Here is a 20,905-nt window from a genome sequence, read left to right on the forward strand (position 1 = left end):
GGCGGACATCGCCGAGACGCCGAGCGTGTCGCGCCAGCAACGGGTGATGCCCCGCCGACCAGGTCGACGGGGCATCACCCGGGCAGCGGTCAGCCCTGCTGCGCGCGACGGCGGGCGATCATGATCCCCGCACCGACGGCGAGCACCAGCAACCCGATCGCCAGTGCCGGGTACGGATTGGTTCCCGTGGTCGGCAGCGAGCCTGTGGCCGAGGGAACCGGCACCGGCGCGGTCGGCGCGCCGGTCGACGTCGGAGCAGGGCCCGCGGTCTGCGTGGGCGTCGGTCCCGTCGTCTCCGTCGGCGTCGGCGTGGGCGTGGGGCCCGTCGTCTCCGTCGGCGTCGGCGTGGGAGTCGGCGTCGGCGTCACCGCGGCCAGGACGACGAGCGGCACGGATACCGTGGTGTCATCAGCGCGCAGTGCCACGATCGAGTGATCGCCGGCACTCGTCTCCGCCGGGATCGTCACGTCGACGCTGAAGGCGCCCGCCGCATCGGCGGTGGCCTCGCCCAGTGCGACCGGCTCGGAGTGCAGCTCGAGCGCCACCACCTCACCCGCGGCGAAACCGCTGCCGTTGACGGTGACCGACTCCCCCGCTCGCACTTCCGCTGCGCTCAGGCTGAGCACCGGAGCCGGGGCGACCGCAGCCACCTCGACCGGCAGTGTGAAGACCGTGTCACCAGCCGTGACGACGAGTTCCTGCGTTCCGGACACGCCCGCGGGGACGGTCACCGTGACGTTGGCGCGCCCGACCTCGTCGGTGGCGTCGACCGGCGTCACATCCACCTCTGCCGTTCCCACCACTGTGGTTCCGAGTGAGACCTGCACGGTGGCGGGCTTCGTCTCGGTCGTGCTGAAGGACAGGGAGGACAGTGCGATGTCGAACGTCGCTCCCGGGAGGTACCCGCCGGCGGGAGCCGTGGGCATGGTCACACCGACGGCGCGCTGGGCGAGGTCCGGCGTGGCGGTCTTGTTCTCGGCGAACCAGTCCACCATCGACTGCAGGTCTGTGCGCCCGGTGTCCGCGGCGCCTGCGCCCTCGGCGAAGACGGTGAAGTTGTCTCCCCCGGAGGCGAGGAAGGCATTGACCGCGACGAGGTAGCTGGCCGATTCGTCGAGCTTCTCGCCATTCAGCAGAATCTCGCCGATGTGCGCGCCGGCGGGTGCCGCCGGGTCGTACACGTACGTCAGCTCCTTCGACACGCCCAGCTTGAGGAACGGCCGGGACGCCGTCGCGGGCTGCCACTGCTGTTCGAGCACCGCACGCACCTGGGCCCCGGTGAGCGTCAGGGTCACGAGCGTGTTGGCGAACGGCTGGACCGTGGCGACCTCGCGATAGGTGACGTTTCCGTCAGCATCACCCGCGCCGCTGGAGGCATAGCGCAGGTCCGTGCGCAGTCCACCGGGGTTCATGAAGGCGATGTCGGCGCCCGTCGATTCCCGCTGGACGTCCGCCACGAAGTTGCCGAGGGTGGACTCCCCGCCGCGGTTCTCACTGGTGCCGTCGGATCGCACGGCTCGGTTGAAGTCGCCCGTGATGGCGCCGACGCTGACCGAGCCGAGCTTGTCCGCCTCCGTCTTCGCGTCGTCCACGATCTTCTGCACTTCGGGATCCGGCGCTGCGATCGGCGCACCGTCCTTCGTCAGCGGTCGAACCTCGTTGGTGATCGACAGCAGCTCCTTCGTCGAGGGGTCGACCTGGATCTGCATGACACCCATGTTCTCGCCGTACTGGCCGGCCGAGATCACGGGGCGACCGTCGATCACGTGGTTGTAGGCGAGGTGGGTGTGCGCGGACACGATCGCGTCCACGGCCGGCGAGACACCGTACACGATGCGCCCGAGCGCGGACTCCGGCGTGATGCTGGACACGTCGGTGGTCGTTGCGCCCTCGTGCACCAGCAGGAGGAGAACGTCGGCCTCCCCGTTGCTGTCATCACCGTCGGTGAGATCAGCAGCCACCGCGTTCACCGAGTCCACGATCCCGCGCACGTCCAGCTCGGCGATGCCGGCCGGGCTCACGAGCGTGGGCAGGTCCTCGGTCACCGCTCCGATGAACCCGACCTTGACGCCGTCGATCTCCTTCACCCAGCTGGGCGCCAGAGCGTGGTCGTCGGTGCCCTTGAGGAACACGTTCGCGTTGATGTACTCCCAGTCAGCCCGGTCCTGGATGCGGTCGCGAAGATCCGCCCAGCCCTGATCGAACTCGTGGTTTCCGGTGGCGCTGACGTCCAGGCCCGCGGCGTTCAGCGCGTCGATGGTGGGCTCGTCCTTCTGGATGAACGACGTGAACGTCGAGGCCCCGATGAGGTCACCGGCAGCGGCGAAGATCGTGTTCGGGTTCTCCGCGCGCAGCTCCTTCACCGCTGTGGCCAGCGACGCTGCACCCGCGGACGCACCGCCGGCCTCGATCCGGCCGTGGAAGTCGTTGATCGTGGCCACCTGGATGTCGACCGGCTCCGCGGGAGCGGATGCCAGAGTGAGGCCGACGAGGGCCGGATCGTGGTCGCTGGAGCGGAACGGCGTGCCCGCGTCGGTCGCCGCGTAGTTGTATGCGCGGTCGCCCCACTCCGGGGAGTTGATGCTCCACACGCCTGCGCCGGAGACCGACTCCGCGAACGACGGGGATGCGAGGATGTGATCCAGCGACCCCAGCTCGCCGTTGAACGTGTAGGTGTGCTGCCCGGGAGCGAGGGCCGGCACGAGGTCCGTCCATCCCGCGTCCGCGAACACGCGGATCGGGTCCTCCTGAGCGTAGGCGTTGAAGTCACCGAGGAGCAGCATGTCGGAGCTTCCCGACGCCGTCTCGACCGCGCTGGCCAGCTGCAGAACCTGCTGCGCCTGTGCGACGCGATCGGCGTTGAAGAAGCCCTGCTCGTCTGCCGGCTCCGGGGTGGTCTTGTCCGGCGGGCTCTTGGACTTCAGGTGATTCACGATCACCGAGAACGTCTTGCCCTGCGCCTGGAACGTCTGCGCGATGGGCTCACGGGCGTTGCCCCACACCGTCTCGTCGACCGGGACGGTCACGCTGTCACCCACGGGCGTAACCGACGCCTTCTTGTAGATGATGGCCGTCGTGATCACATCGGTGATCGCAGGATCCTGCAGTGCCGCTGGTGTGGAGACGTAGGCCCACACGTCCGCTCCGGCGGCCTCGTTCAGGCCCGCGACCAGGTCGGCCACGGCGGTGTCGACCGGCTTGCCGAAACGGATGCCGTTCTCGATCTCCATCAGTCCGACGATGTCGGCGTCGAGCCCCTGGATACCGGCGATGATCTTCGATCGCTGGATCTGGAACAGCTCCGGGGTGGCTGCACCCCGGGCGTTCGAGTCCTCGCTGCGAAGCGTGGTGAAGTAGTTCAGGACGTTGTAGGTGGCGACGGTGAGGTCTCCTCCCACGCTCGGCGGGGAGGCGGGACGTTCACCCGCCGAGACGAACGTCGGCTTGTGCGACGCGTCACTGCTGTCATCGATCGGAACGACCGGCTGCAGGCGCCACTTGTCGAATCCGTACTGGAGGATGAGACCCTCGGTCGGGAACTGCACCGCGTCGCCGTTGCGGACGACCTCGTCCTGGGTGAAGTACGGCTGCTCTCCGGGGTGCGATGCGTTGGTCACCTGCGCCGACCAGCCGTCATCGAGCAGGATGCGGTGCGCGGCGTTGTCGGCGGTGATCGCAGTCGCGTCCGTTCCCGGGCGCGCAAGCTCGGTGGACTTGACCGCGAGGTCCTCCCCCGCACTCAGCCAGAGAGTGCCGTAGTTGTACAGCTCGTGGCTCGAGGTCAGCCGGTACGTCCCGGTCGGAGCGACGAGCATGTTCTCGTACTCCTCCCGGTCGGCACCGAGGACCGCGTCGGTCAGGGTGACCGGGGCCGGAACACCGACGCCCGGGGTGAGCACCTCGACGCCGGCCGAAGAGGTCACCGAGATCTGCGTCTGCTCGAAGTACTCGCTCACCTTGCCCGTGACCGAGACGAGGTCACCGCGCTCCAGGGTGACAGCGTTGTTGCCGAGGAACACGAAGATGCCGTCCGAGGCACCCGCCGTCTTGGTGTCGCCTCCGGTGCCCTGCGTCTGAATGACGATGCCGCGGTAGCCGCCTTGGCGGTAGTCGCCGGTGACGATGCCCTGTACGGTCACGGTCTGACCGCTCAGCGGCGACGCGCTTCCGGTGCCCTGCACCTCCGCGATCGTGTGCGTTGCGTCGGCAGCGAGGGCGGGTCCGGCGGCCAGGCCGCCACCGAGACCGGCCACGAGCGCGGTCACAGTGGCGGCGGCGAACAGGGTCAGGCGTCGGTGGCGTGGACTCGGCAGCGCTTCCAGCGCACGCCGAACGTCGCCCGTTTCGGGGTGGTTCACGTGTTCCTCCATGGTCGGTGGGCGCACCGATCGGTGCACGATCGCGCTCCGCTGCGAGACAGGCACGACCTGCCTCCGACCGTAGGAGAGGAACGCGATTCACGGAAGAGACCTGCCGGGCGTTCTCCCAGCGTTCACCCAAACGCGCAGCAGGCCCGGCGCCCATCGCTCACATGCGCACCGCCGCGCCGGGCCCGGTCACACCTGCGCCACGAAGACGGCAGGGACCGCGGTGGGAGAGGGACATCGAACCGCCGAGGGCGCTGTTCGCTGCGTTCTCCATCTTCCAGACCGCAACGATGCCCCGGCACGACGGCAGCGATGCCCGGGAACGCGAAAACCCCCGGAAACCGGGGGTTCGTCTGTGCGCGATACTGGGATCGAACCAGTGACCTCTTCCGTGTCAGGGAAGCGCGCTACCGCTGCGCCAATCGCGCCCGAAGGCTGTTCAGTTATGGGGGATCTCTCCCGCCGAGCGGATGACGAGACTCGAACTCGCGACCCTAACCTTGGCAAGGTTATGCGCTACCAACTGCGCTACATCCGCATGCCGTCCTGCGACGACTCCTCCACTTTACCCGACGATCAGCCGACCACCGAACACGCGCCCCGCCCGGGTGAGTCGGACGCACCGCGCTGAAACGACGAAGCCCCCACGATCTCCCGTGGGGGCTTCGTCTTCTGTGCGCGATACTGGGATCGAACCAGTGACCTCTTCCGTGTCAGGGAAGCGCGCTACCGCTGCGCCAATCGCGCCCGAAGGCTGTTCAGTTGTGATCGAGGTGACAACGGGATTCGAACCCGTGTAAACGGCTTTGCAGGCCGGTGCCTAGCCGCTCGGCCATGTCACCATGTGGCTCAAGCCACGTGAGCGGATCCTCCAGAATCCATCCCACTCGAGCGGATGACGAGACTCGAACTCGCGACCCTAACCTTGGCAAGGTTATGCGCTACCAACTGCGCTACATCCGCGTTGCCGCTCGGTTGCCCTTGCGACTCGGACAACACTACCCGAGACCCGCGCGCAGACCAAACTGGAACCGGTTCGCGCGTGTCGCCCGTTTTGGTCAAAAGTGCCCCAAATGATCCGCTAGTATCGAAGAGTGCTCGCGAGAGCATGAGGGCGATTGGCGCAGTTGGTAGCGCGCTTCCTTCACACGGAAGAGGTCATCGGTTCGAGTCCGGTATCGCCCACAACAGGGAACCGCGTAATCACGCCGAAGTCCCTACTCCCCCAGTGCTGAAAGACGCGCGCTCTGCTGTCTGGTTGTGCACTTGTGGTGCACCCACCCTCGGAACTAGCGCCGCGACGGCCTTGGCGGCATGCCGGGCACGGTCGCCGATCAGGTGCGTGTACACGTCCGACGTGATGACGACTGACGAGTGCCGCAGGCGCTTCGACGTCAGTGTGCGGTCAGATCAGCGTCGGGGCATCGGGTAGCGGCTCGATCGAGCGCAGCGTATAGACCTGTCGACGTCGTGGGTTCGCGCCCTTGCCGACGATCGTGAGCACATCGAACTCGGCGCGTACCCGCTGGTTCGCAGCGTCGTGCTGAACGGCCTGCTCCATCAGGTCAGGGCTTGGGACTGCTGCTTCGATCGCAACCTGCCCATCCGGGGCGAACCAGAGCGCGCCGATCGAGCGTCGCGTGCCATCGATCGCGCCCGACAACGTCGTTGATGTGCTGCTCTCCTGATGCTCGTCAAGCACACGCAGCAGCGCCCTCGCCCCCAGTGGGCCGACGTGCACGTGCTGGAAACCGTGCGTCGAACGCAACTCGCCGTCGATGTCCCAGTCCTGGGCGTCTATCGCCTTCGCGGCTCGCCTGAGCCCCGCGTGCGCTTTCTGAGGCAGATTGGCGGCGAGCCCGGACAGCACGTCGTCGTCGGGCTTCGCCCCCTCGCCCTGCGCGCGCGATAGCAGCACTGCAACGGTGTCGAGCGACGTCGAGTCGACAGACGGTGTACGCGTGTTCTGTGCGGTGCGCCCGGCTGCCTCCTGGGGCGTAGCGGCCTTCAGCACGACGCGCACCGATCCGGGAGTCGGAGCCAGGATGCGCAGCGTCGAGGCGCGGCGTTTGTGCCCGATGATGTGCTTCGCAACCTCCTTCGTCGCGTCCGCGATACCGCGCACCAACTGGGCGAACGACTCGGCATTCGCCTCGTGTTGGTGCACTGTCTCGCCGTTGAGATGCAGTTCGAGTTCAGACTGCGCTCGGTTGGTGAGTTCGAACACGATCGGTGTCAACTCGGGATGCCCGAATGCGAACGCTTCGAGGGAACGTCGGGTGGCTCTGCTCGCGAAATCGTCGCCCTCGGACTCGTGCCACGCGTCGCGGAAGGCGTCGATCTCTGCTGTATTCAGAGTCACGGTCGCACCTCCAAGAATCCCTTGACCATGTTGGGGATCGGATCGCGGTTCTTATCGAGTACCGTCTTCCAATCGTTGATCCATCCGACTGTCGTGTTTATGTCTCCGCGAGCGAACAGGAACGCGTCGACCATCCCCGACATCGGCTGAACCTTGCCGGTCGCTGTCCTCTCGGTCAGCAGGCCGAAGATACGATCCTGCACGTCGACGGGGAGCGCGTTCACGTCTTCCCGCTTCACCATGACTGTAACGTCAACGTCGGACGGTGCAGCCCAGGGCTTGTGCGTGACGAATCCGCCGTCGATCCAGAACCGGGCACCTGTGAGATGCGGAGAGACGATCGAGTACCAGACCTTGAACGCGTCGAAGACGATACGTCGTTCATCACTGAACGGCGCTGCGACCACGAAGCGTGCTTCGATCTCGTCAAGCGTCGTGGTGTGGATGCCGTCTGGGAGGCACCAGGCACCATCTTCGAAGGCCGGGATCACGCGTCATTCCCCATGCGCGTGAGTATATCCATAGCGCTCGCCGCATCTTTGTTCGCGTCACGGGTACATGCGCCGCGCCGCGCTAGCCGAAACTACGCATGGCCGATCTCGATGTTCACTCGTCGCGCGGTGCTGGCGTCTGAAGCGTTTGCCCTGTAGACGTCGCGAGGAACGCCGCTCCGCGATCGGGTGCGTCGAGATCGAAACTGAGCGGCGAGCGTCGAGACGTGCCGTCTCCAAGTTCGACAGCGCCCCGGAACCGTTGCCGACCCTCACGGCGGGCGAACGCCTCGACGTCCGTCAGCATGTACTCACGCGACGCGCTCGCCCCCGGTTCCAAGCGCTGCGGCAGAGAGGGCTCATCCTCGAAAGTCCACGACATGTTCTTGTTCTCGGCAGGCTTGCCAACTGTGAAGAAGAACCGCTCGATGTCGACGGCAGCGCGCCCAGTGTTACGCGCGGTGATCTTGACGAAGACGACCGAGTAAGGGACATGGCTCGGCGGGACTGACGTCGCAGGCCAGTCTCGCTTGCCTCGTCGACCGACCCAAGATGCCGACCGTCCGGGGTTCCGCACAACGGCCTCGATCTCGACGACGACACGATGACCGGATCGCACCCACGCGATGATGTTCCAGATCAGGGCGCTCAGACCGACCAGAGCGGCGAAGATCGAGATGCAGAGCGCGACTAGCGCGAGGGGATCGACGATCGGGTCGCCGGTCGGTTCAGGTGCGGGGGTCACGTCGCTGAGACTATCGCTCTGCGTGTCCGTTGAGAGAGCCGGGCGACTGGCAACGGTAGGTCATGCAACGTCAGATCGTTGTGCATTCCGTTGTGCACACTGCGCACCATCGACCGGTACGGGTCACTACGGGATGCGGTGTGCGAGTGCTGGGACGGCTATAGATCAGCACGTCCCAGCACTCGGCACCACGCGGCAACATGCCGCGATCGTCCTTCACACGGAAGAGGTCATCGGTTCGAGTCCGGTATCGCCCACAGAGAGAAAGCCCCGTCAGGACGACAGTCCTGACGGGGCTTCTTCGTTGCCTCCCGTCGGCGTGGGGCAAACGTGGGGCGAGCATGGAAAACGCATCCCTGGACACGCCCGTGATCGGGAGCGGACAGCCCGCTATCGGGAGAGAGTTGTCGCTGCGTGACCCGGCTCTGACGAGACTCGATCCGCCTCCTGCGGCAAGGCGGACACCGGGACGACAACGACGTCCTGGATCTTCCAGTCCAACGCGGCGATGCCCTTCGACGCGGAGTCGATGTCGGCGACTCGAACGCGGCTCCGGCGTGGCACGACGAACGCTTCGACGTGGAAGACCTGCCCCTGATCTCGCATCCGAACCGCCGCCTCTGCCACCCATGACTGCCGATTCAGGTGACGAACGATCTGCCCGGCGAGCGGGTGCGGGCGCTTGTCGTCGTGCGTCCGGGCACGTTGGTCCATCAGATCGACGATCGCGCCCTTGGTGTTTCGCAGTCCGTCCGCGATGATCCCGAGCGAGATGAACACCGCGGCGGCACCGTCCAGCCACCAGATGCCGAGTCCGATACCCAGCACCCCGATGATCGAGGCGGCGTTGGTCTGCCAGTCCGCTTTCGCCATGTCGGCGTCGGCGTAGAGGAGCTTGTTGTGCAGCACCGGCGCCAGCTTCGCCTTCGCCGGTCCATAGATGAACACCGGTCCCACCACGATGACCGCCATGACGGCGATCATGATCCACCCGAGCCAGACCGTGTGCCCGAACACTTGCACCGTGCCGATCGTCGGGTGCTCACCCGCGATGAGCCCTGCCGCGGATTCGACGGCGAGGTTGACGCCGACGGCGAGGAGCGCCACGCCGGCGACGAGGTGCCCCACGCCCATCGCCCGGTGCAGGCCATACGGGTGAGCGACGGTCGGCCCGCGCCTCACGAAGATGAGCGCTGTGAGGAACGCGATCTGCGGAATCAGCGACAGCATGTCCTCGATCCACGCCGTTCGCATCGCCTGTGAGTTGCCGACGACGAACGCCACGACGGCGATCGTGACCGCGGTGTAGCAGATCGTGAAGATCTCCCAGCGCACCGCCAGCCGCAGCGCGTGTTGTTGCTGCGCGGGAAGATCACGCCTGCCGAACTGGTGCGAGCTCACGATCCGACCTCCTCATCGAGGAAACGTTCCACGTCGGAGAGGAACGCGTTCTCCCCCGGCGGGACGAGCATCACGATGCTGCGGCCGTCCGCACCTTCGATGCCGGCGTACCCCCGCGTCACTCCCACGTGATCCAGCCACGGCGTCTGGTCGGTCAGCCCGCCGATCACGAGGTCCAGTTTCCGCTCCTCGAGCTGCATCACCAGCGTCTCTTCGCTTCCCGGCGTCCAGCGGATCTCGGCGTGCAGCGATTCGGCGTACTTCTTCGTGAGTTCGGCGAGCGGTCCGGACGCCCCGTCGTCGTCTGTGTCGACCAGCCCCGGATCGGCGCTCACTCCGACACGAAGCTCTCCTCCCCGTACAGATTCCAGAGTGGCGTCCGGATCGGCAGGCACCGTGATCCCGCACCCCGCCAACGCGAGGACACCAGCCAACGCGATGATGACGCTGAATGATCGACGTCTCGAACCTCGACTGCAAGAACGTGTCGTCATACCGACATGATGGCAACAGGCCGCCCCGAGCGCCCCTCCGCTGACACGACACGGCCAAACATGCTATGACACCCGCCGCGCGCTGCGGTGTGACGGTGATACGGCGATGAGCGATCAGTCTGCCGCCCGCGCCCACCGCCACGAGGTGCGAGCATGGAGCATCATGACCACCCAGATCCAGTTCCGTCCGTACGCGCGGGAGCACGCGCCGATACTCGCGTCATATGCGCTCGACGAGGTCTACTGCGCGCACGAGGGATGGACCTACCCGAGCGACCCAGCCCGGATGCTCGCGTGGGCCGAGCATCTGGCCGACTCCCCTTCCGACGACCTCGTTCGTTTGATGGCCTTCGTCGACGATGAGCCGGTGGGCTATGTCGACTTTCAGGGGAATGAAGCCACGGAGAGAGAACTCGGCTATGCGATTGCGCCCTCATCCCTGTGGGGTCAGGGGCTCGGCACAGCAGCAGCGCGAGCCGCGCTCGACTACGGCTTCGCCTGTCTTCGGCTCGACCGGATCTGGGCGGAAGCCGTCCAGGCCAACGCCGCGTCCGTGCGTGTCCTCGAGAAGTCGGGCATGACGTTCCTCCGGCGTGGCGATGACGCCCGATTCCTCGATGCGCCCTCGCACTATCGCCAGTACGAGATCACCCGCGATGAGTGGCTGGCGCAACAGGGCCCGCCTGAGACACTGGGGGCATGAACACCCTGCGAATCATCGTCCTGTTCGTCCTCGCGGCGGGCGCGGAGATCGGCGGGGCCTGGCTGATCTGGCAGTCGGTCAGAGAGAATCGCGGATGGCTCTTCGCCGTGCTCGGCGTCGTCGCTCTGGGCGCGTACGGCTTCATCGCGGCGCTCCAGCCGGACGCCAACTTCGGCCGCGTCCTCGCCGCCTACGGTGGCGTCTTCATTGCAGGATCCCTGGCCTGGGGCATCATCATCGAAGGCTTCACACCGACGGTCTGGGATGTCGTGGGCACAGCGGTCGCGCTGCTCGGCGCCGCGATCATCATCCTCGCGCCGGCGCTTTCGCCGGCGACCCCGGCGGCGTCCTGACGGTCAGCGGCTCGCGAGCGTGACGTGTGCGTCGCGCTTGCGCCAGCTGCGCACGGACAACCCCGCCGACTCCAGCTGAGCGATCACCTGGGCCGGCACCGGTGCGATGCGCTCGATCGGGACGTTGCCCTCCCGGTGTGTGCGGTAAATCTCACCAATCGAGCACACGACGCGGGTACCGCGCGCGGGGCGCACGGTGAGCCGCGAGGCCGCGCCCGTACGCGCGAAACGCACCTCCCGGATCTCCGAGAGCGCCATGTCGAGGAGCTCACGCTCGCCCACGCGGACCCGCACACGGCCATCGACGAAGGAAACCTCGGTGTCACCGCGATGCATCACCAGCGGAATCCAGTACGGCAACGCGATCACGACGAGCCCCAGCGCGGCGAGGCCGAGGATCCCCGCGGAATCGTCGTCACTCAGACGCCATACGGCGATCGCCCAGAAGAAGAGGGCGATGACAATGACACTGAGGACGACACGCATCGTGAACGCGCGGCCCGTCGTCCAGGAAGACCCAAAGCGCACGGCAGTGCCCACCCATCGCCCGTCGGTCGTCGCCGGCGAGCTCACACAGACACCGTCCACCCGTACCGTTCGCGAAGCACCGCGGCGACATCCCCGAACCGCCTCCGATCAAGCACGGCCGCCTCCCGTCGAAGACCACGCTCATGCACTTCGTAGAGCTGATCGACATCCACCCAGCTCTCGCGACCCTGCCCGTCCCAATCCCCGCTGCCGATGGAGATGAAGTCGCGCTCGCCATCGTGGGACTTGCTGGTGAGCCGCACGGCGTAGACATGTTCGGCATCCCGCCGGCCGATGATGAGCACGGGACGATCCTTACCGCGTCCGTCAGCCTCCTCGTAGGGAATCCAGGTCCAGACGACCTCGCCAGCGTCTGGCGCGCCGTCCTTCTCCGGGGAATAAGACACCGTGATCGCGCCCACGCTCCGGTGCGAGACCTCGAATGTCGCGCTTGCGCCCAACTGCCCCGGGCTCGGCTCCCCCTCCAGCAACCGCTCGCGCGCCGCCAGCTCGGCGCGTCGTGCGGATGACAACGTCTCATCCGAGGGCGGCGCGGCCTTCTCGGTCGGACGCTGACTCGTGGTCGCCGGTCGTGTGGCCGCGGTGCCGGAGCGGGTCCGGGCGGAGGTCGACGGCTGCGTCCTGATGGTCGGTCGCTTCGTCACCGGTTGCGGAGACTCCGCCGATGAAGGACGCGAGGACCGCTCCGATTTCGTGACGCTCCCGCCGCCGCGGTTCAGCAGCAGTGCTCGCAGCACTTGCCCGACCACGTTCGCCACCTCGACCAGAAACCCGCGTCCAGAACTCACCACGCCACCCTATCCGCACGACACAGCGGGCCGACGCCATCGTCGACCCGCTGTATCCGTTCCTCAGCTCAGACGCGCGCGTCCAGCAGGTACCCCTCCTCGCCGTGCACGACCGTGTCGATACCGGCGATCTCGTCCTCCTTCGTGATGCGGAAGCCCATGGTCCGATCGGTCACCCAGCCGATCGCATACGCGGCGACGAAGGAGTACACGAGAACGGCTGCGGCGGTGACGAACTGCATGAACAGCTGCGACAGGTCTCCCCCGACGAACACACCGGTGCCGGTCGCGAAGAAGCCGAGGTAGAGCGTTCCGAGCATGCCACCGGCGAGGTGGATGCCCACCACATCAAGCGAGTCGTCATAGCCCAGCTTCCATTTCAGCTCGACCGCGAAGCAGCAGATGACACCGGCCAGCAGGCCCAGCAGCAGCGACCATCCGGGCGTGAGGTCGGCACAGGCGGGGGTGATGGCGACGAGTCCGGAGACGGCACCGGATGCGGCACCGACGCTGGTGGATTTGCCCGCCTTCATCTTCTCGACGACGATCCAGCCGAGGATCGCGGCTGCGGTCGCGCCGATCGTGTTGATGATGATCAGACCGGCCCGCGAGTCACCGGTTCCGAGCAGCCCAGCAGTGCCCTCGGCACCGGCGTTGAAGCCGAACCAGCCGAACCAGAGGATCGCGGCACCGAGCAGCACCAGCGGAACGTTGTGGGGCTTGTTGATGCTGCGGTCAAAACCCACGCGCTTGCCCAGCAGCAGACACAGCGCGAACGCTGCGGCACCGGCGTTGATGTGCACCGCCGTGCCACCGGCGTAGTCGATCACGGTGTGATCCAGGCCCAGCATCTCGCCGAGCTTCATCGCCCAGCCGCCGCCCCAGACCCACGCCGCAACCGGGAAGTACACGAGCGTCGACCAGACTCCCACGAACACCATCCAGGCGCCGAACTTCGCGCGGTCGGCGATGGCCCCGGAGATCAGCGCGACGGTGATGATCGCGAAGGTCGCGCTGAACGCGGTCGACACGAGCCGGTCGTTGTCCGCACCGGCCAGCCCCAGGTCACCGAACGGGTTTCCTGCGAACTCCCACGGCGAGCTCACGCTGCTCATGCTCGCGCCGTACAGGATCCACAGCACGGCGATCAGGGCGATCGCTCCGAAGCTCATCATCATCATGCTGATGACGCTCTTCGCACGCACCAGGCCGCCGTAGAAGAAGGCGACGCCCGGCGTCATGAAGAGGACCAGTGCGGTGGCGGTGAGCGCCCACGCGAGGTTGCCGCTGTCCATTCGAGGCTCCGTTCGTGAGGGCCGGCAGCGTTCGCGCCGGATTCCCCCACGATGATGGATCGGCGTTTCCGCCGATGACGCACCTCGTGACACGCAGGTTACGAATGCGCTCGTTATGTGAACAGCGTGTTTCGCCGCACGGTTCCGGGAGCGCTCAACTGTGGGTCTGAGCGTTCAGGCGTGACACCGCGCGCAGGTACTTCTTGCGGTAGCCGCCCCCCACCATCTCCTCGCTGAAGACGTCGTTGAGTGCCAGCCCCGTGGCGCGGATCGGGATCTGGGCGTCGTAGATCCGATCGACGAGTGCGACGAAGCGCAGCGCCTCGGACTGATCGGTGAGCTGGCGGACGTCGCGCAGGCCGACGGCGTCGAGTCCGGTCACCAACCGGACATAGCGAGAGGGATGGACACTGGCCAGGTGGCGGATCACATCGTCGAAATCGTCATCGGAGGCGGTGCCGGCCGCGGCCAGCGCTGCCGTGTACGCCGCATCGTCGAGGGTCACAGCCGTGCCGTCGAGCGCGCGCTGACGGTAGTCGACGCCGTCGATGCGCACCGTCTGGAAGCTGTCTGACATCGCCTGGATCTCGCGCAGGAAGTCCTGCGCGGCGAAGCGTCCCTCACCGAGCGCGTTGGGGGGCGTGTTGCTCGTCGCCGTGATCCGTGTGCCTCCGGCGACGAGCTCGCCGAGGAAACGGGTCATCACCATCGTGTCGCCCGGATCGTCCAGCTCGAACTCGTCGATGCAGAGAAGACCCGTGCCCCGGAAGAGGTCGACCGCGTTGCGATAGCCCAGCGCACCGACGAGAGCGGTGTACTCGATGAATGAGCCGAAGTACTTCCGCCGGGCGGGGAACGCATGGAAGACGGACGCGAGCAGGTGGGTCTTGCCGACTCCGAAGCCGCCATCCAGGTACACGCCGGGCTTCAGCTCGGCTTCCTTCGGCGCCTTGCGACGTGAGAAGAGGCCGCCGCGCTTGGCCGTCGAGGACGGGGCGCAGAAGGCCATCAGCAGTTCCTTCGCCTCACGCTGCGACGGGTAGGCGTCGTCGGTGCGATAGGTCTCGAACGTCGCGCCGTCGAACTGGGGCGGCGGCACGAGGCTCGCCACCATCTCGTCGCCGGTGAGCTGAGGGTTGCGGTCGGTGAGGTGCACGACTGTGCTGCTCGCGGCGGACGTCATCGGGTTCCTGTGTCTGTGTCGTCGAGGACTGGGCGGTGAAGAGCGGACATGTCGTTGTCTTACGAAACGGCTCTCCCGTCCCCAACCCGCAATAGGCTGGAAGGGACGGTGAATACCCTACGCCGTCCGCACCCAGCCCGCCCGCACGAAGGAGAACCCGTGGCCGTCGAATTCGACACGTCGTCCGAGAAGATCAGCGAGTATGCACACCCCGAGCGCCTCGTGACGACCGACTGGCTCGCCGCGCATCTCGACGAGCCCGGACTCGTCGTGGTCGAGTCCGACGAGGACGTGCTCCTGTACGAGACCGGCCACATCCCCGGTGCCGTGAAGGTCGACTGGCACACCGAGCTCAACGACCCGGTGGTGCGCGACTACCTCACCGGTGAGCAGTTCGCCGCGCTGCTCGGCGGAAAGGGCATCTCCCGCGACGACACCATCGTCATCTACGGCGACAAGAACAACTGGTGGGCTGCATACGCTCTCTGGGTGTTCACGCTGTTCGGTCACGAGGACGTCCGCCTCCTCGATGGCGGCCGCGACAAGTGGATCGCCGAGGGTCGTGAACTCACCACCGACAAGCCGGTCCGTGAGGCAGTCGAGTACCCCGTGGTGGAGCGCGACGACTCCAGCATCCGTGCCTTCAAGGAGGACGTGCTCGCTCACTTCGGCAAGCCGCTGATCGATGTGCGCTCCCCCGAGGAGTACAGCGGCGAGCGCACTCACATGCCCGCGTACCCCGAAGAGGGCGCGCTTCGCGGTGGCCACATCCCGTCGGCGCAGAGCGTGCCGTGGGCGAAGGCCGCCGCCGAGGACGCCACGTTCCGCAACCGGGCCGAGCTGGACGCCCTGTACCGCGATGGAGCCGGTCTGAAGGATGGCGACGACATCATCGCCTACTGCCGCATCGGCGAGCGCTCGGCGCACACCTGGTTCGCGCTGACCTACCTGCTCGGTTTCGAGGGAGTGCGCAACTACGACGGTTCCTGGACCGAGTGGGGAAGCGCCGTGCGCGTGCCCATCGTCACCGGCACCGAGCCGGGCGAGATCCCCGCGCGCTGACCTTCGTCTCCCGATGCCCCGCCGGCTTTCGCCCGCGGGGCATCGTCGTCCCTGCGCACGCGGACCCGAGTGCGCCACCGCGTGGGAGGATGGAGGGGATGAATGCTGCAGAACTTCCCGCCACACTCGCCGAGATCCGCGACGAGTTCCTCGAGCTCGACGAGTCCGATCGCCTGGAGCTGCTGCTGGAGTTCTCCAACGAGCTGCCGGATCTTCCCGAGGAGTACCAGGGACATCCCGAGCTGGCTGAGCGCGTGATCGAGTGCCAGTCGCCGGTGTACATCATCGTCGACGTGGATCAGGACGGCGTGGTCTCGATGCACGCGACCGCACCGGCCGAAGCACCCACCACACGCGGGTTCGCCAGCATCCTGTCGCAGGGCATCACCGGTCTCACCGCCGACGAGGTCCTGGCGATCCCCGATGACTTCCCGCAGACCATCGGACTCACGCGCGCGGTCTCGCCCCTGCGGATCGCGGGAATGACCGGCATGCTCATGCGTGCGAAGCGTCAGGTTCGCGAAAAGCGCTGAGCACATCCGGCGGGGAATCTACCCCGATCAACTCGCGAATTCGTCCTCGGATATCAGAAGCGTGTCCGGCATGCTCATGCGTGCGAAGCGTCAGGTTCGCGAAAAGCGCTGAGAGCGCTCAGGCCGTGAAGCCGTGCTCCGCCAGCCAGGAGCGGATGTCGCCGTCCCAGCGGCTCTGATCGTAGTTCCAGAGCTTGGTGTGCCGGGCGACGGAGAAAACGTCCAGCTGCACGATGTCGGGCCGCGCCTCGGCCAGCGCATGCGCCCCGTCGGACGGGACGAAGCCGTCGTCGTCGGACGCGAGGATGAGCACCGGGACATGGAGCCTGTCCGCGCCGGCCACCATGTCCAGGCGGTCGAAGGGAATCGGGGCCCCGGCACCCATCGCGCGTGCGCTCCACCCGCCCTGCAGGGAGGAGACCGCGAGATTCCCGAGCGGTGCCGGAATGCGGTTCTCCTGCGCCTGATAGGTCAGCACGCTCCGCCAGTCGATCACGGGCGATTCCAGCACGATCCCGGCGATCAGCTCGCGATAGGCAGAGCGCGTCGCCGCCTGGAGCACGATGGCCCCGCCCATCGACCACCCCATCAGGATGACCCGGGAGGCCCCGTGACGCTTCGCGTAGCCGATCGCTGCGTCAACGTCCCGCCACTCCGTCTCCCCCAGCGCGTACATTCCCGAGCGGCTGCGCGGAGCCTCTCCATCGTTGCGGTAGGACACGATGAGGGACGTAATCCCGGCGTCGTGGAACACCGGCACGGCGCGCAGGCACTCGGCCCGCCGCGTTCCGCGCCCATGTACCTGGATCACCCAGGTGTCGCCGCCCGGGAAGATCCAGGCCGGAGCGGGGCCGGCTGCGGTGCCGATCAGCTCCGGCTGATAGGGCAGCTGCAGCTGATCGGGCGCGTCGAAGTACCAGCCGCTGAAGGCGGCGTCGCGACCGAGCCGCATCGCACCGTCCACCTCGGTAAGGAGCTTGCGGGTCACCGTGTGCTCGTCTTGAGCGAGGATGGTGCCGAGCTTGATGTAGTCGACGGTTCCCGTCGTGAAAAGCCCGTAGCGGCCCGGCAGGCGGGTGTCCGGGGTGCTCTGAAGCGTGATGGTCTGCGCCTTGAGGTCCAGGCGCACGATCCGCGTGTCGTTCTCCCGGTTCGCCGGCACGACCACCCGGCGGGCGACGGTGCGCACGAGCGCGAAGAGGGCACCGAGTACCACTGCCAGAGTCCCCGCGAGGACCGCGATCAGTACGCGGAGGACAGTGAGGGTACCGGCTGGGACGGCGCGCCTGGGAGTGTTCATCGCCCACTCACTTTAGTCTGTCGGCGTGACGGGAGACTCACCAGTAGACGCGATCTTCGCGCAGGCGCAGGAACTGCTGCGCGCGGTGACGTTCCGCGAGGACTTCTCGGTCCGGGAGATCCCCGCACCCCAGGGCCTCGCCCCGTACGCGATCGCGCTCGCCGGTGACGTCCGCCCCGCCGAGGAGGGTGAGTCGGCATACGGCACCGGCCGGTTCGTGCTCCTGTTCGATCCGTCGTCTCCAGATGTCTGGGAGGGGCCGTGGCGGATCGTGTGCTTCGCGCAGGCCCCGATGGAGCCGGAGATCGGCGCGGACCCGCTCCTGGCCAGCGTCGCCTGGTCCTGGCTGCGTGATGCCCTGACGTCGCACGAGGCGCAGGCTCACGCCGTCTCGGGCACGGCCACCAAGACCATCTCCACCGGCTTTGGATCGCTGGCGGCGGAAGGGGATGGCGCACAGATCGAACTGCGCGCCTCCTGGTCGCCGTCCGGAGCGGTGGACGGACACGTGCGAGCATGGGCTGAGCTGGTCTGCATGCTCGCGGGACTCCCGCCGGGCTCGGAGCAGATCGAGATTTTCGGAGCACGGCATATGCGGAGCACGGCGGAGTGAGTGTGACTGAGTACCAGGTGATCGACACCTCGGCGGGACTGGACGCCGCCATCGAACGGCTGCGCGTCGGCGTGGGCCCCGTCGCCGTCGATGTGGAACGGGCTTCGGGGTTCCGTTACTCGCAGCGTGCCTACCTGATCCAGGTGTACCGGCGCGGCTCAGGCGTCTTCCTGTTCGATCCGCCGCCCATCGGCGATTTCCGCGCACTGCAGGACGCGATCGGCGAGGTCGAGTGGGTGTTCCACGCCGCGAGCCAGGACCTGCCATCCCTGCACGAGCTGGGACTGTACCCGGCCACCCTCTTCGACACCGAGCTCGCGGCGCGTCTGCTCGGACACCAGCGCGTCGGTCTCGGCGCGATCGTCGAGGAGGAGCTGGGCATCACGCTGGAGAAGGCGCACTCCGCCGACGACTGGTCCACGAGGCCTCTCCCCCAGTCCTGGCTGGAGTATGCGGCTCTCGACGTGCTGCACCTCATCGACCTGCAGGAGAAGCTCGTCGCCGAGCTGGAGGAACAGGGAAAGACCCGCTTCGCTCGCGAGGAGTTCGACGCGGTTCGCGACAAGGCCCCCAAGCCGCTGCGCGAAGACCCGTGGCGCCGCCTCAGCGGCCTGCACACCGTCCGAGGCCGCCGCAACCTGGCCGTGGCCCGCGCACTGTGGGAGGCCCGCGAAGCCTACGCCCAGGAGCAGGACGTGGCGCCCGGACGCCTGATTCCGGATCGGGCGATCGTCGCGGCGGTACGCGCGGAGCCCGCCACCAAGCAAGCGCTCGCGTCTCTCAAGGAGTTCACCGGCCGCGCCAGTCGTACGCAGCTGGACCGCTGGTGGTCTGCGATCGAGGCCGGGCGCGCCACCAGCGAGCTCCCGCCGGATCGCGTGGCCTCGGACACGCTCCCGCCGCCCCGGGCGTGGGCGGACCGCAATCCCGCAGCCGATCTGCGCTACAAGGCAGCGCGCCCGGTGCTCGAGGAGCACGCGCGCGAGCTCACGATGCCCAACGAGAACCTGCTCACCCCCGACTTCCTCCGGCGGGTGTCGTGGGATCATCCGGGCGACGACGTCGCCTCGATCTCGGCAGCGCTGCGCGCCCTCGGCGCGCGCGAGTGGCAGATCGAGCAGACCGCACCGCTGATCTCCGCCGCATTCATCGCGGGTCCTCCCGCCGAGCCGACGGCGACCGCCACCGCCGCCGCCGAATGATGCGGGCCAGACCGCACGGCTGATCGCCGGGGCGTCCATCCCGGCCCTCCCCGGAGCCGCCCACCCTCACCGCACGAGCGGAACGCCGTCCGCCTTTCGTGGACGGCGTTCCGCTCTCGTTCACCCGGCACCGGCCCGTGATTGTCGAAAGCGTGCAAGGCTCAGAGGACAGCTGGAAGCTGATTCGTAGAAACACCCCAACGGCTTCCGGTGAACCTGAGTTCCACAATATGCTGGACTCAATCTCACGACATTGGAGGCAGAGTGGCCGAGAACTCGGACGTCTACTTCATCGACGGCATGCGTACGCCCTTCGGGCGAGCCGGCGAGAAGGGCATGTACTGGAACACCCGCGCAGATGACCTCGTCGTCAAGGCGATCATGGGTGTGATGGAGCGGAACCCGCAGGTACCGGGCGAGCGCATCGATGACGTCGCCATCGCAGCGACCACCCAGCAGGGCGACCAGGGCCTCACTCTCGGACGGACCGGCGCCATCCTGGCGGGCCTGCCGTTGTCGGTACCGGGCTTCGCGATCGACCGCATGTGCGCCGGGGCGATGACCTCGGTGGCCACCATGGCCGGCTCCATCGGCTTCGGCATGTACGACCTCGCCCTTGCCGGCGGCGTCGAGCACATGGGACACCACCCGCTCGGTGTCGGCGCAGACCCCAACCCCCGCTTCCTCACCGAGAAGCTGGTGTCCGCGGACGCGCTCAACATGGGCATCACGGCCGAGCGCCTGCACGACCGGTTCCCGCAGCTGACCAAGGAGCGCGCCGACCGCTTCGGGATGCAGAGCCAGCTCAAGGCAGAGGCCGCATACCAGGCCGGCAAGATCCAGCCGGATCTGGTCTCCGTCGCCATTCGCGACGCGAACGGTGCCTGGGGTCTGGCCACCGCTGACGAGGGACGCCGCCCCGAGACCACGATGGAGGGGCTCGCCACGCTCAAGACCCCGTTCCGTCCGCACGGGCGCGTGACGGCCGGAACGTCCTCGCCGCTCACCGACGGCGCCACGATGAGCCTGCTGGCCGGATCGCACGCGGTGTCGGAGCTGGGACTCACGCCGAAGATGCGCCTGGTCTCCTTCGCCTTCGCCGGCGTCGAGCCCGAGGTCATGGGGATCGGCCCGATCCCCTCCACCCAGAAGGCCCTCGACAAGGCCGGACTGACGATCGACGACATCGGCGCATTCGAGCTGAACGAGGCGTTCGCGGTTCAGGTGCTCTCGTTCCTGGATCACTACGGCATCGCCGATGACGACCCGCGCGTCAACCCCTGGGGTGGTGCGATCGCGCTCGGTCACCCGCTGGCAGCCTCCGGCGTGCGCCTGATGATCCAGCTCGCGGCGCAGTTCGCCGAGCATCCGGAGGTCCGCTACGGCCTGACCGCGATGTGCGTCGGCCTGGGCCAGGGCGGATCGATGATCTGGGAGAACCCGAACTACACCGGAAAGAAGTGA

General features: G+C 67.2%; 18 protein-coding genes and 6 tRNA genes. 8 read left to right on the plus strand and 16 right to left on the minus strand.

Annotated elements, in window-relative coordinates:
* Positions 1-89: 89 nt before the first annotated feature.
* The 6 genes from ACIQJ5_RS08320 to ACIQJ5_RS08345 all read right to left on the minus strand — a co-directional run bounded on the left by ACIQJ5_RS08320 (position 90) and on the right by ACIQJ5_RS08345 (position 5,330).
* Positions 90-4,358, minus strand: a complete 4,269-nt coding sequence (locus tag ACIQJ5_RS08320; protein WP_402842780.1) for an ExeM/NucH family extracellular endonuclease — start codon at positions 4,356-4,358, stop codon at positions 90-92.
* A gap of 365 nt (positions 4,359-4,723) precedes the next feature.
* A tRNA-Val gene (locus ACIQJ5_RS08325) sits at positions 4,724-4,795 on the minus strand.
* Between the two features lie 37 nt (positions 4,796-4,832).
* A tRNA-Gly gene (locus ACIQJ5_RS08330) sits at positions 4,833-4,905 on the minus strand.
* A 137-nt stretch (positions 4,906-5,042) separates the two neighbouring features.
* A tRNA-Val gene (locus tag ACIQJ5_RS08335) sits at positions 5,043-5,114 on the minus strand.
* Between the two features lie 24 nt (positions 5,115-5,138).
* Positions 5,139-5,209: transfer RNA gene (locus ACIQJ5_RS08340), tRNA-Cys, on the minus strand.
* A gap of 48 nt (positions 5,210-5,257) precedes the next feature.
* Positions 5,258-5,330 (minus strand) — tRNA-Gly (locus ACIQJ5_RS08345).
* A 149-nt stretch (positions 5,331-5,479) separates the two neighbouring features.
* On the opposite strand from ACIQJ5_RS08345, the gene ACIQJ5_RS08350 reads away from it, so the two are divergent.
* Positions 5,480-5,552, plus strand: a tRNA-Val gene (locus ACIQJ5_RS08350).
* Between the two features lie 220 nt (positions 5,553-5,772).
* On the opposite strand, the gene ACIQJ5_RS08355 is transcribed toward ACIQJ5_RS08350, so the two are convergent.
* The 5 genes from ACIQJ5_RS08355 to ACIQJ5_RS08375 all read right to left on the minus strand — a co-directional run bounded on the left by ACIQJ5_RS08355 (position 5,773) and on the right by ACIQJ5_RS08375 (position 9,701).
* A complete protein-coding gene (locus ACIQJ5_RS08355) occupies positions 5,773-6,594 on the minus strand; it encodes a hypothetical protein (RefSeq protein WP_402842783.1) in 822 nt (273 codons plus the stop codon).
* A 131-nt stretch (positions 6,595-6,725) separates the two neighbouring features.
* Positions 6,726-7,220, minus strand: a complete 495-nt coding sequence (locus ACIQJ5_RS08360) for a DUF6932 family protein (protein ID WP_402842785.1) — start codon at positions 7,218-7,220, stop codon at positions 6,726-6,728.
* A 115-nt stretch (positions 7,221-7,335) separates the two neighbouring features.
* On the minus strand, positions 7,336-7,965 hold the full coding sequence (locus ACIQJ5_RS08365) for a hypothetical protein (RefSeq protein WP_402842787.1): 630 nt from the start codon (positions 7,963-7,965) through the stop codon (positions 7,336-7,338).
* Between the two features lie 390 nt (positions 7,966-8,355).
* Complete coding sequence (locus tag ACIQJ5_RS08370; protein WP_402842790.1) at positions 8,356-9,366, minus strand: cation transporter; 1,011 nt, start codon at positions 9,364-9,366, stop codon at positions 8,356-8,358.
* Positions 9,363-9,701: a hypothetical protein gene (locus ACIQJ5_RS08375; RefSeq protein ID WP_402842792.1), complete on the minus strand. Its 339-nt coding sequence runs from the start codon at positions 9,699-9,701 to the stop codon at positions 9,363-9,365. Before ACIQJ5_RS08375 ends, ACIQJ5_RS08370 begins: the two co-directional genes overlap by 4 nt.
* Positions 9,702-9,966: 265 nt before the next feature.
* Here ACIQJ5_RS08375 and ACIQJ5_RS08380 point away from each other — a divergent pair, with 265 nt between their 5' ends.
* Both ACIQJ5_RS08380 and ACIQJ5_RS08385 read left to right on the plus strand, forming a co-directional pair.
* Positions 9,967-10,563, plus strand: a complete 597-nt coding sequence (locus ACIQJ5_RS08380) for a GNAT family N-acetyltransferase (RefSeq protein WP_402842795.1) — start codon at positions 9,967-9,969, stop codon at positions 10,561-10,563.
* Positions 10,560-10,916, plus strand: coding sequence for a YnfA family protein (locus ACIQJ5_RS08385; RefSeq protein WP_402842798.1), 357 nt, complete (start codon positions 10,560-10,562; stop codon positions 10,914-10,916). Before ACIQJ5_RS08380 ends, ACIQJ5_RS08385 begins: the two co-directional genes overlap by 4 nt.
* Before the next feature lie 3 nt (positions 10,917-10,919).
* Here ACIQJ5_RS08385 and ACIQJ5_RS08390 read toward each other — a convergent pair whose 3' ends face one another.
* The 4 genes from ACIQJ5_RS08390 to zapE form a co-directional block, all read right to left on the minus strand.
* Complete coding sequence (locus tag ACIQJ5_RS08390; RefSeq protein WP_402842800.1) at positions 10,920-11,489, minus strand: hypothetical protein; 570 nt, start codon at positions 11,487-11,489, stop codon at positions 10,920-10,922.
* Positions 11,486-12,253, minus strand: a complete 768-nt coding sequence (locus tag ACIQJ5_RS08395) for a type II toxin-antitoxin system PemK/MazF family toxin (RefSeq protein WP_402842803.1) — start codon at positions 12,251-12,253, stop codon at positions 11,486-11,488. The genes ACIQJ5_RS08390 and ACIQJ5_RS08395 overlap by 4 nt, the downstream gene beginning before the upstream one ends.
* 68 nt (positions 12,254-12,321) lie before the next feature.
* Positions 12,322-13,548, minus strand: a complete 1,227-nt coding sequence (locus tag ACIQJ5_RS08400; RefSeq protein ID WP_402842806.1) for an ammonium transporter — start codon at positions 13,546-13,548, stop codon at positions 12,322-12,324.
* A 154-nt stretch (positions 13,549-13,702) separates the two neighbouring features.
* The gene (zapE, locus tag ACIQJ5_RS08405; RefSeq protein WP_231090251.1) at positions 13,703-14,731 is read right to left on the minus strand and encodes a cell division protein ZapE; all 1,029 of its coding nucleotides are present in this window, start codon (positions 14,729-14,731) and stop codon (positions 13,703-13,705) included.
* 159 nt (positions 14,732-14,890) lie between these two features.
* Between zapE and ACIQJ5_RS08410 the strand changes: the two genes are divergently transcribed.
* On the plus strand, positions 14,891-15,793 hold the full coding sequence (locus tag ACIQJ5_RS08410; protein WP_231090252.1) for a sulfurtransferase: 903 nt from the start codon (positions 14,891-14,893) through the stop codon (positions 15,791-15,793).
* A gap of 98 nt (positions 15,794-15,891) precedes the next feature.
* The gene (locus ACIQJ5_RS08415; RefSeq protein WP_231090253.1) at positions 15,892-16,326 is read left to right on the plus strand and encodes a SufE family protein; all 435 of its coding nucleotides are present in this window, start codon (positions 15,892-15,894) and stop codon (positions 16,324-16,326) included.
* A gap of 118 nt (positions 16,327-16,444) precedes the next feature.
* Here the strand turns inward: ACIQJ5_RS08415 and ACIQJ5_RS08420 are convergent, their stop codons facing one another.
* The gene (locus tag ACIQJ5_RS08420) at positions 16,445-17,626 is read right to left on the minus strand and encodes an alpha/beta hydrolase family protein (RefSeq protein ID WP_402842811.1); all 1,182 of its coding nucleotides are present in this window, start codon (positions 17,624-17,626) and stop codon (positions 16,445-16,447) included.
* Positions 17,627-17,651: 25 nt separating this feature from the next.
* Between ACIQJ5_RS08420 and ACIQJ5_RS08425 the strand changes: the two genes are divergently transcribed.
* From ACIQJ5_RS08425 to ACIQJ5_RS08435, 3 genes are all read left to right on the plus strand, one after another.
* Entirely contained in the window at positions 17,652-18,239 is a 588-nt protein-coding gene (locus ACIQJ5_RS08425) for a DUF3000 domain-containing protein (protein ID WP_402842813.1), read from the plus strand.
* Between the two features lie 2 nt (positions 18,240-18,241).
* The gene (locus ACIQJ5_RS08430) at positions 18,242-19,441 is read left to right on the plus strand and encodes a ribonuclease D (RefSeq protein WP_402842816.1); all 1,200 of its coding nucleotides are present in this window, start codon (positions 18,242-18,244) and stop codon (positions 19,439-19,441) included.
* 264 nt (positions 19,442-19,705) lie between these two features.
* Positions 19,706-20,905 (plus strand): thiolase family protein, encoded by a 1,200-nt coding sequence (locus tag ACIQJ5_RS08435; protein WP_402842819.1) that lies wholly within the window; start codon positions 19,706-19,708, stop codon positions 20,903-20,905.

It is taken from the genome of Microbacterium sp. GXS0129, from assembly GCF_044769785.1.
Lineage (GTDB): Bacteria > Actinomycetota > Actinomycetes > Actinomycetales > Microbacteriaceae > Microbacterium > Microbacterium nymphoidis.

Bases quoted from the DNA above. Each gene is read 5' to 3' on its own strand.
- ACIQJ5_RS08380 (WP_402842795.1), top strand. From the start codon at position 9,967: ATGAGCGATCAGTCTGCCGCCCGCGCCCACCGCCACGAGGTGCGAGCA.
- ACIQJ5_RS08385 (WP_402842798.1), top strand. From the start codon at position 10,560: ATGAACACCCTGCGAATCATCGTCCTGTTCGTCCTCGCGGCGGGCGCG.
- ACIQJ5_RS08400 (WP_402842806.1), bottom strand. From the start codon at position 13,548: ATGGACAGCGGCAACCTCGCGTGGGCGCTCACCGCCACCGCACTGGTC.
- zapE (WP_231090251.1), bottom strand. From the start codon at position 14,731: ATGACGTCCGCCGCGAGCAGCACAGTCGTGCACCTCACCGACCGCAAC.
- ACIQJ5_RS08415 (WP_231090253.1), top strand. From the start codon at position 15,892: ATGAATGCTGCAGAACTTCCCGCCACACTCGCCGAGATCCGCGACGAG.
- ACIQJ5_RS08420 (WP_402842811.1), bottom strand. From the start codon at position 17,626: ATGAACACTCCCAGGCGCGCCGTCCCAGCCGGTACCCTCACTGTCCTC.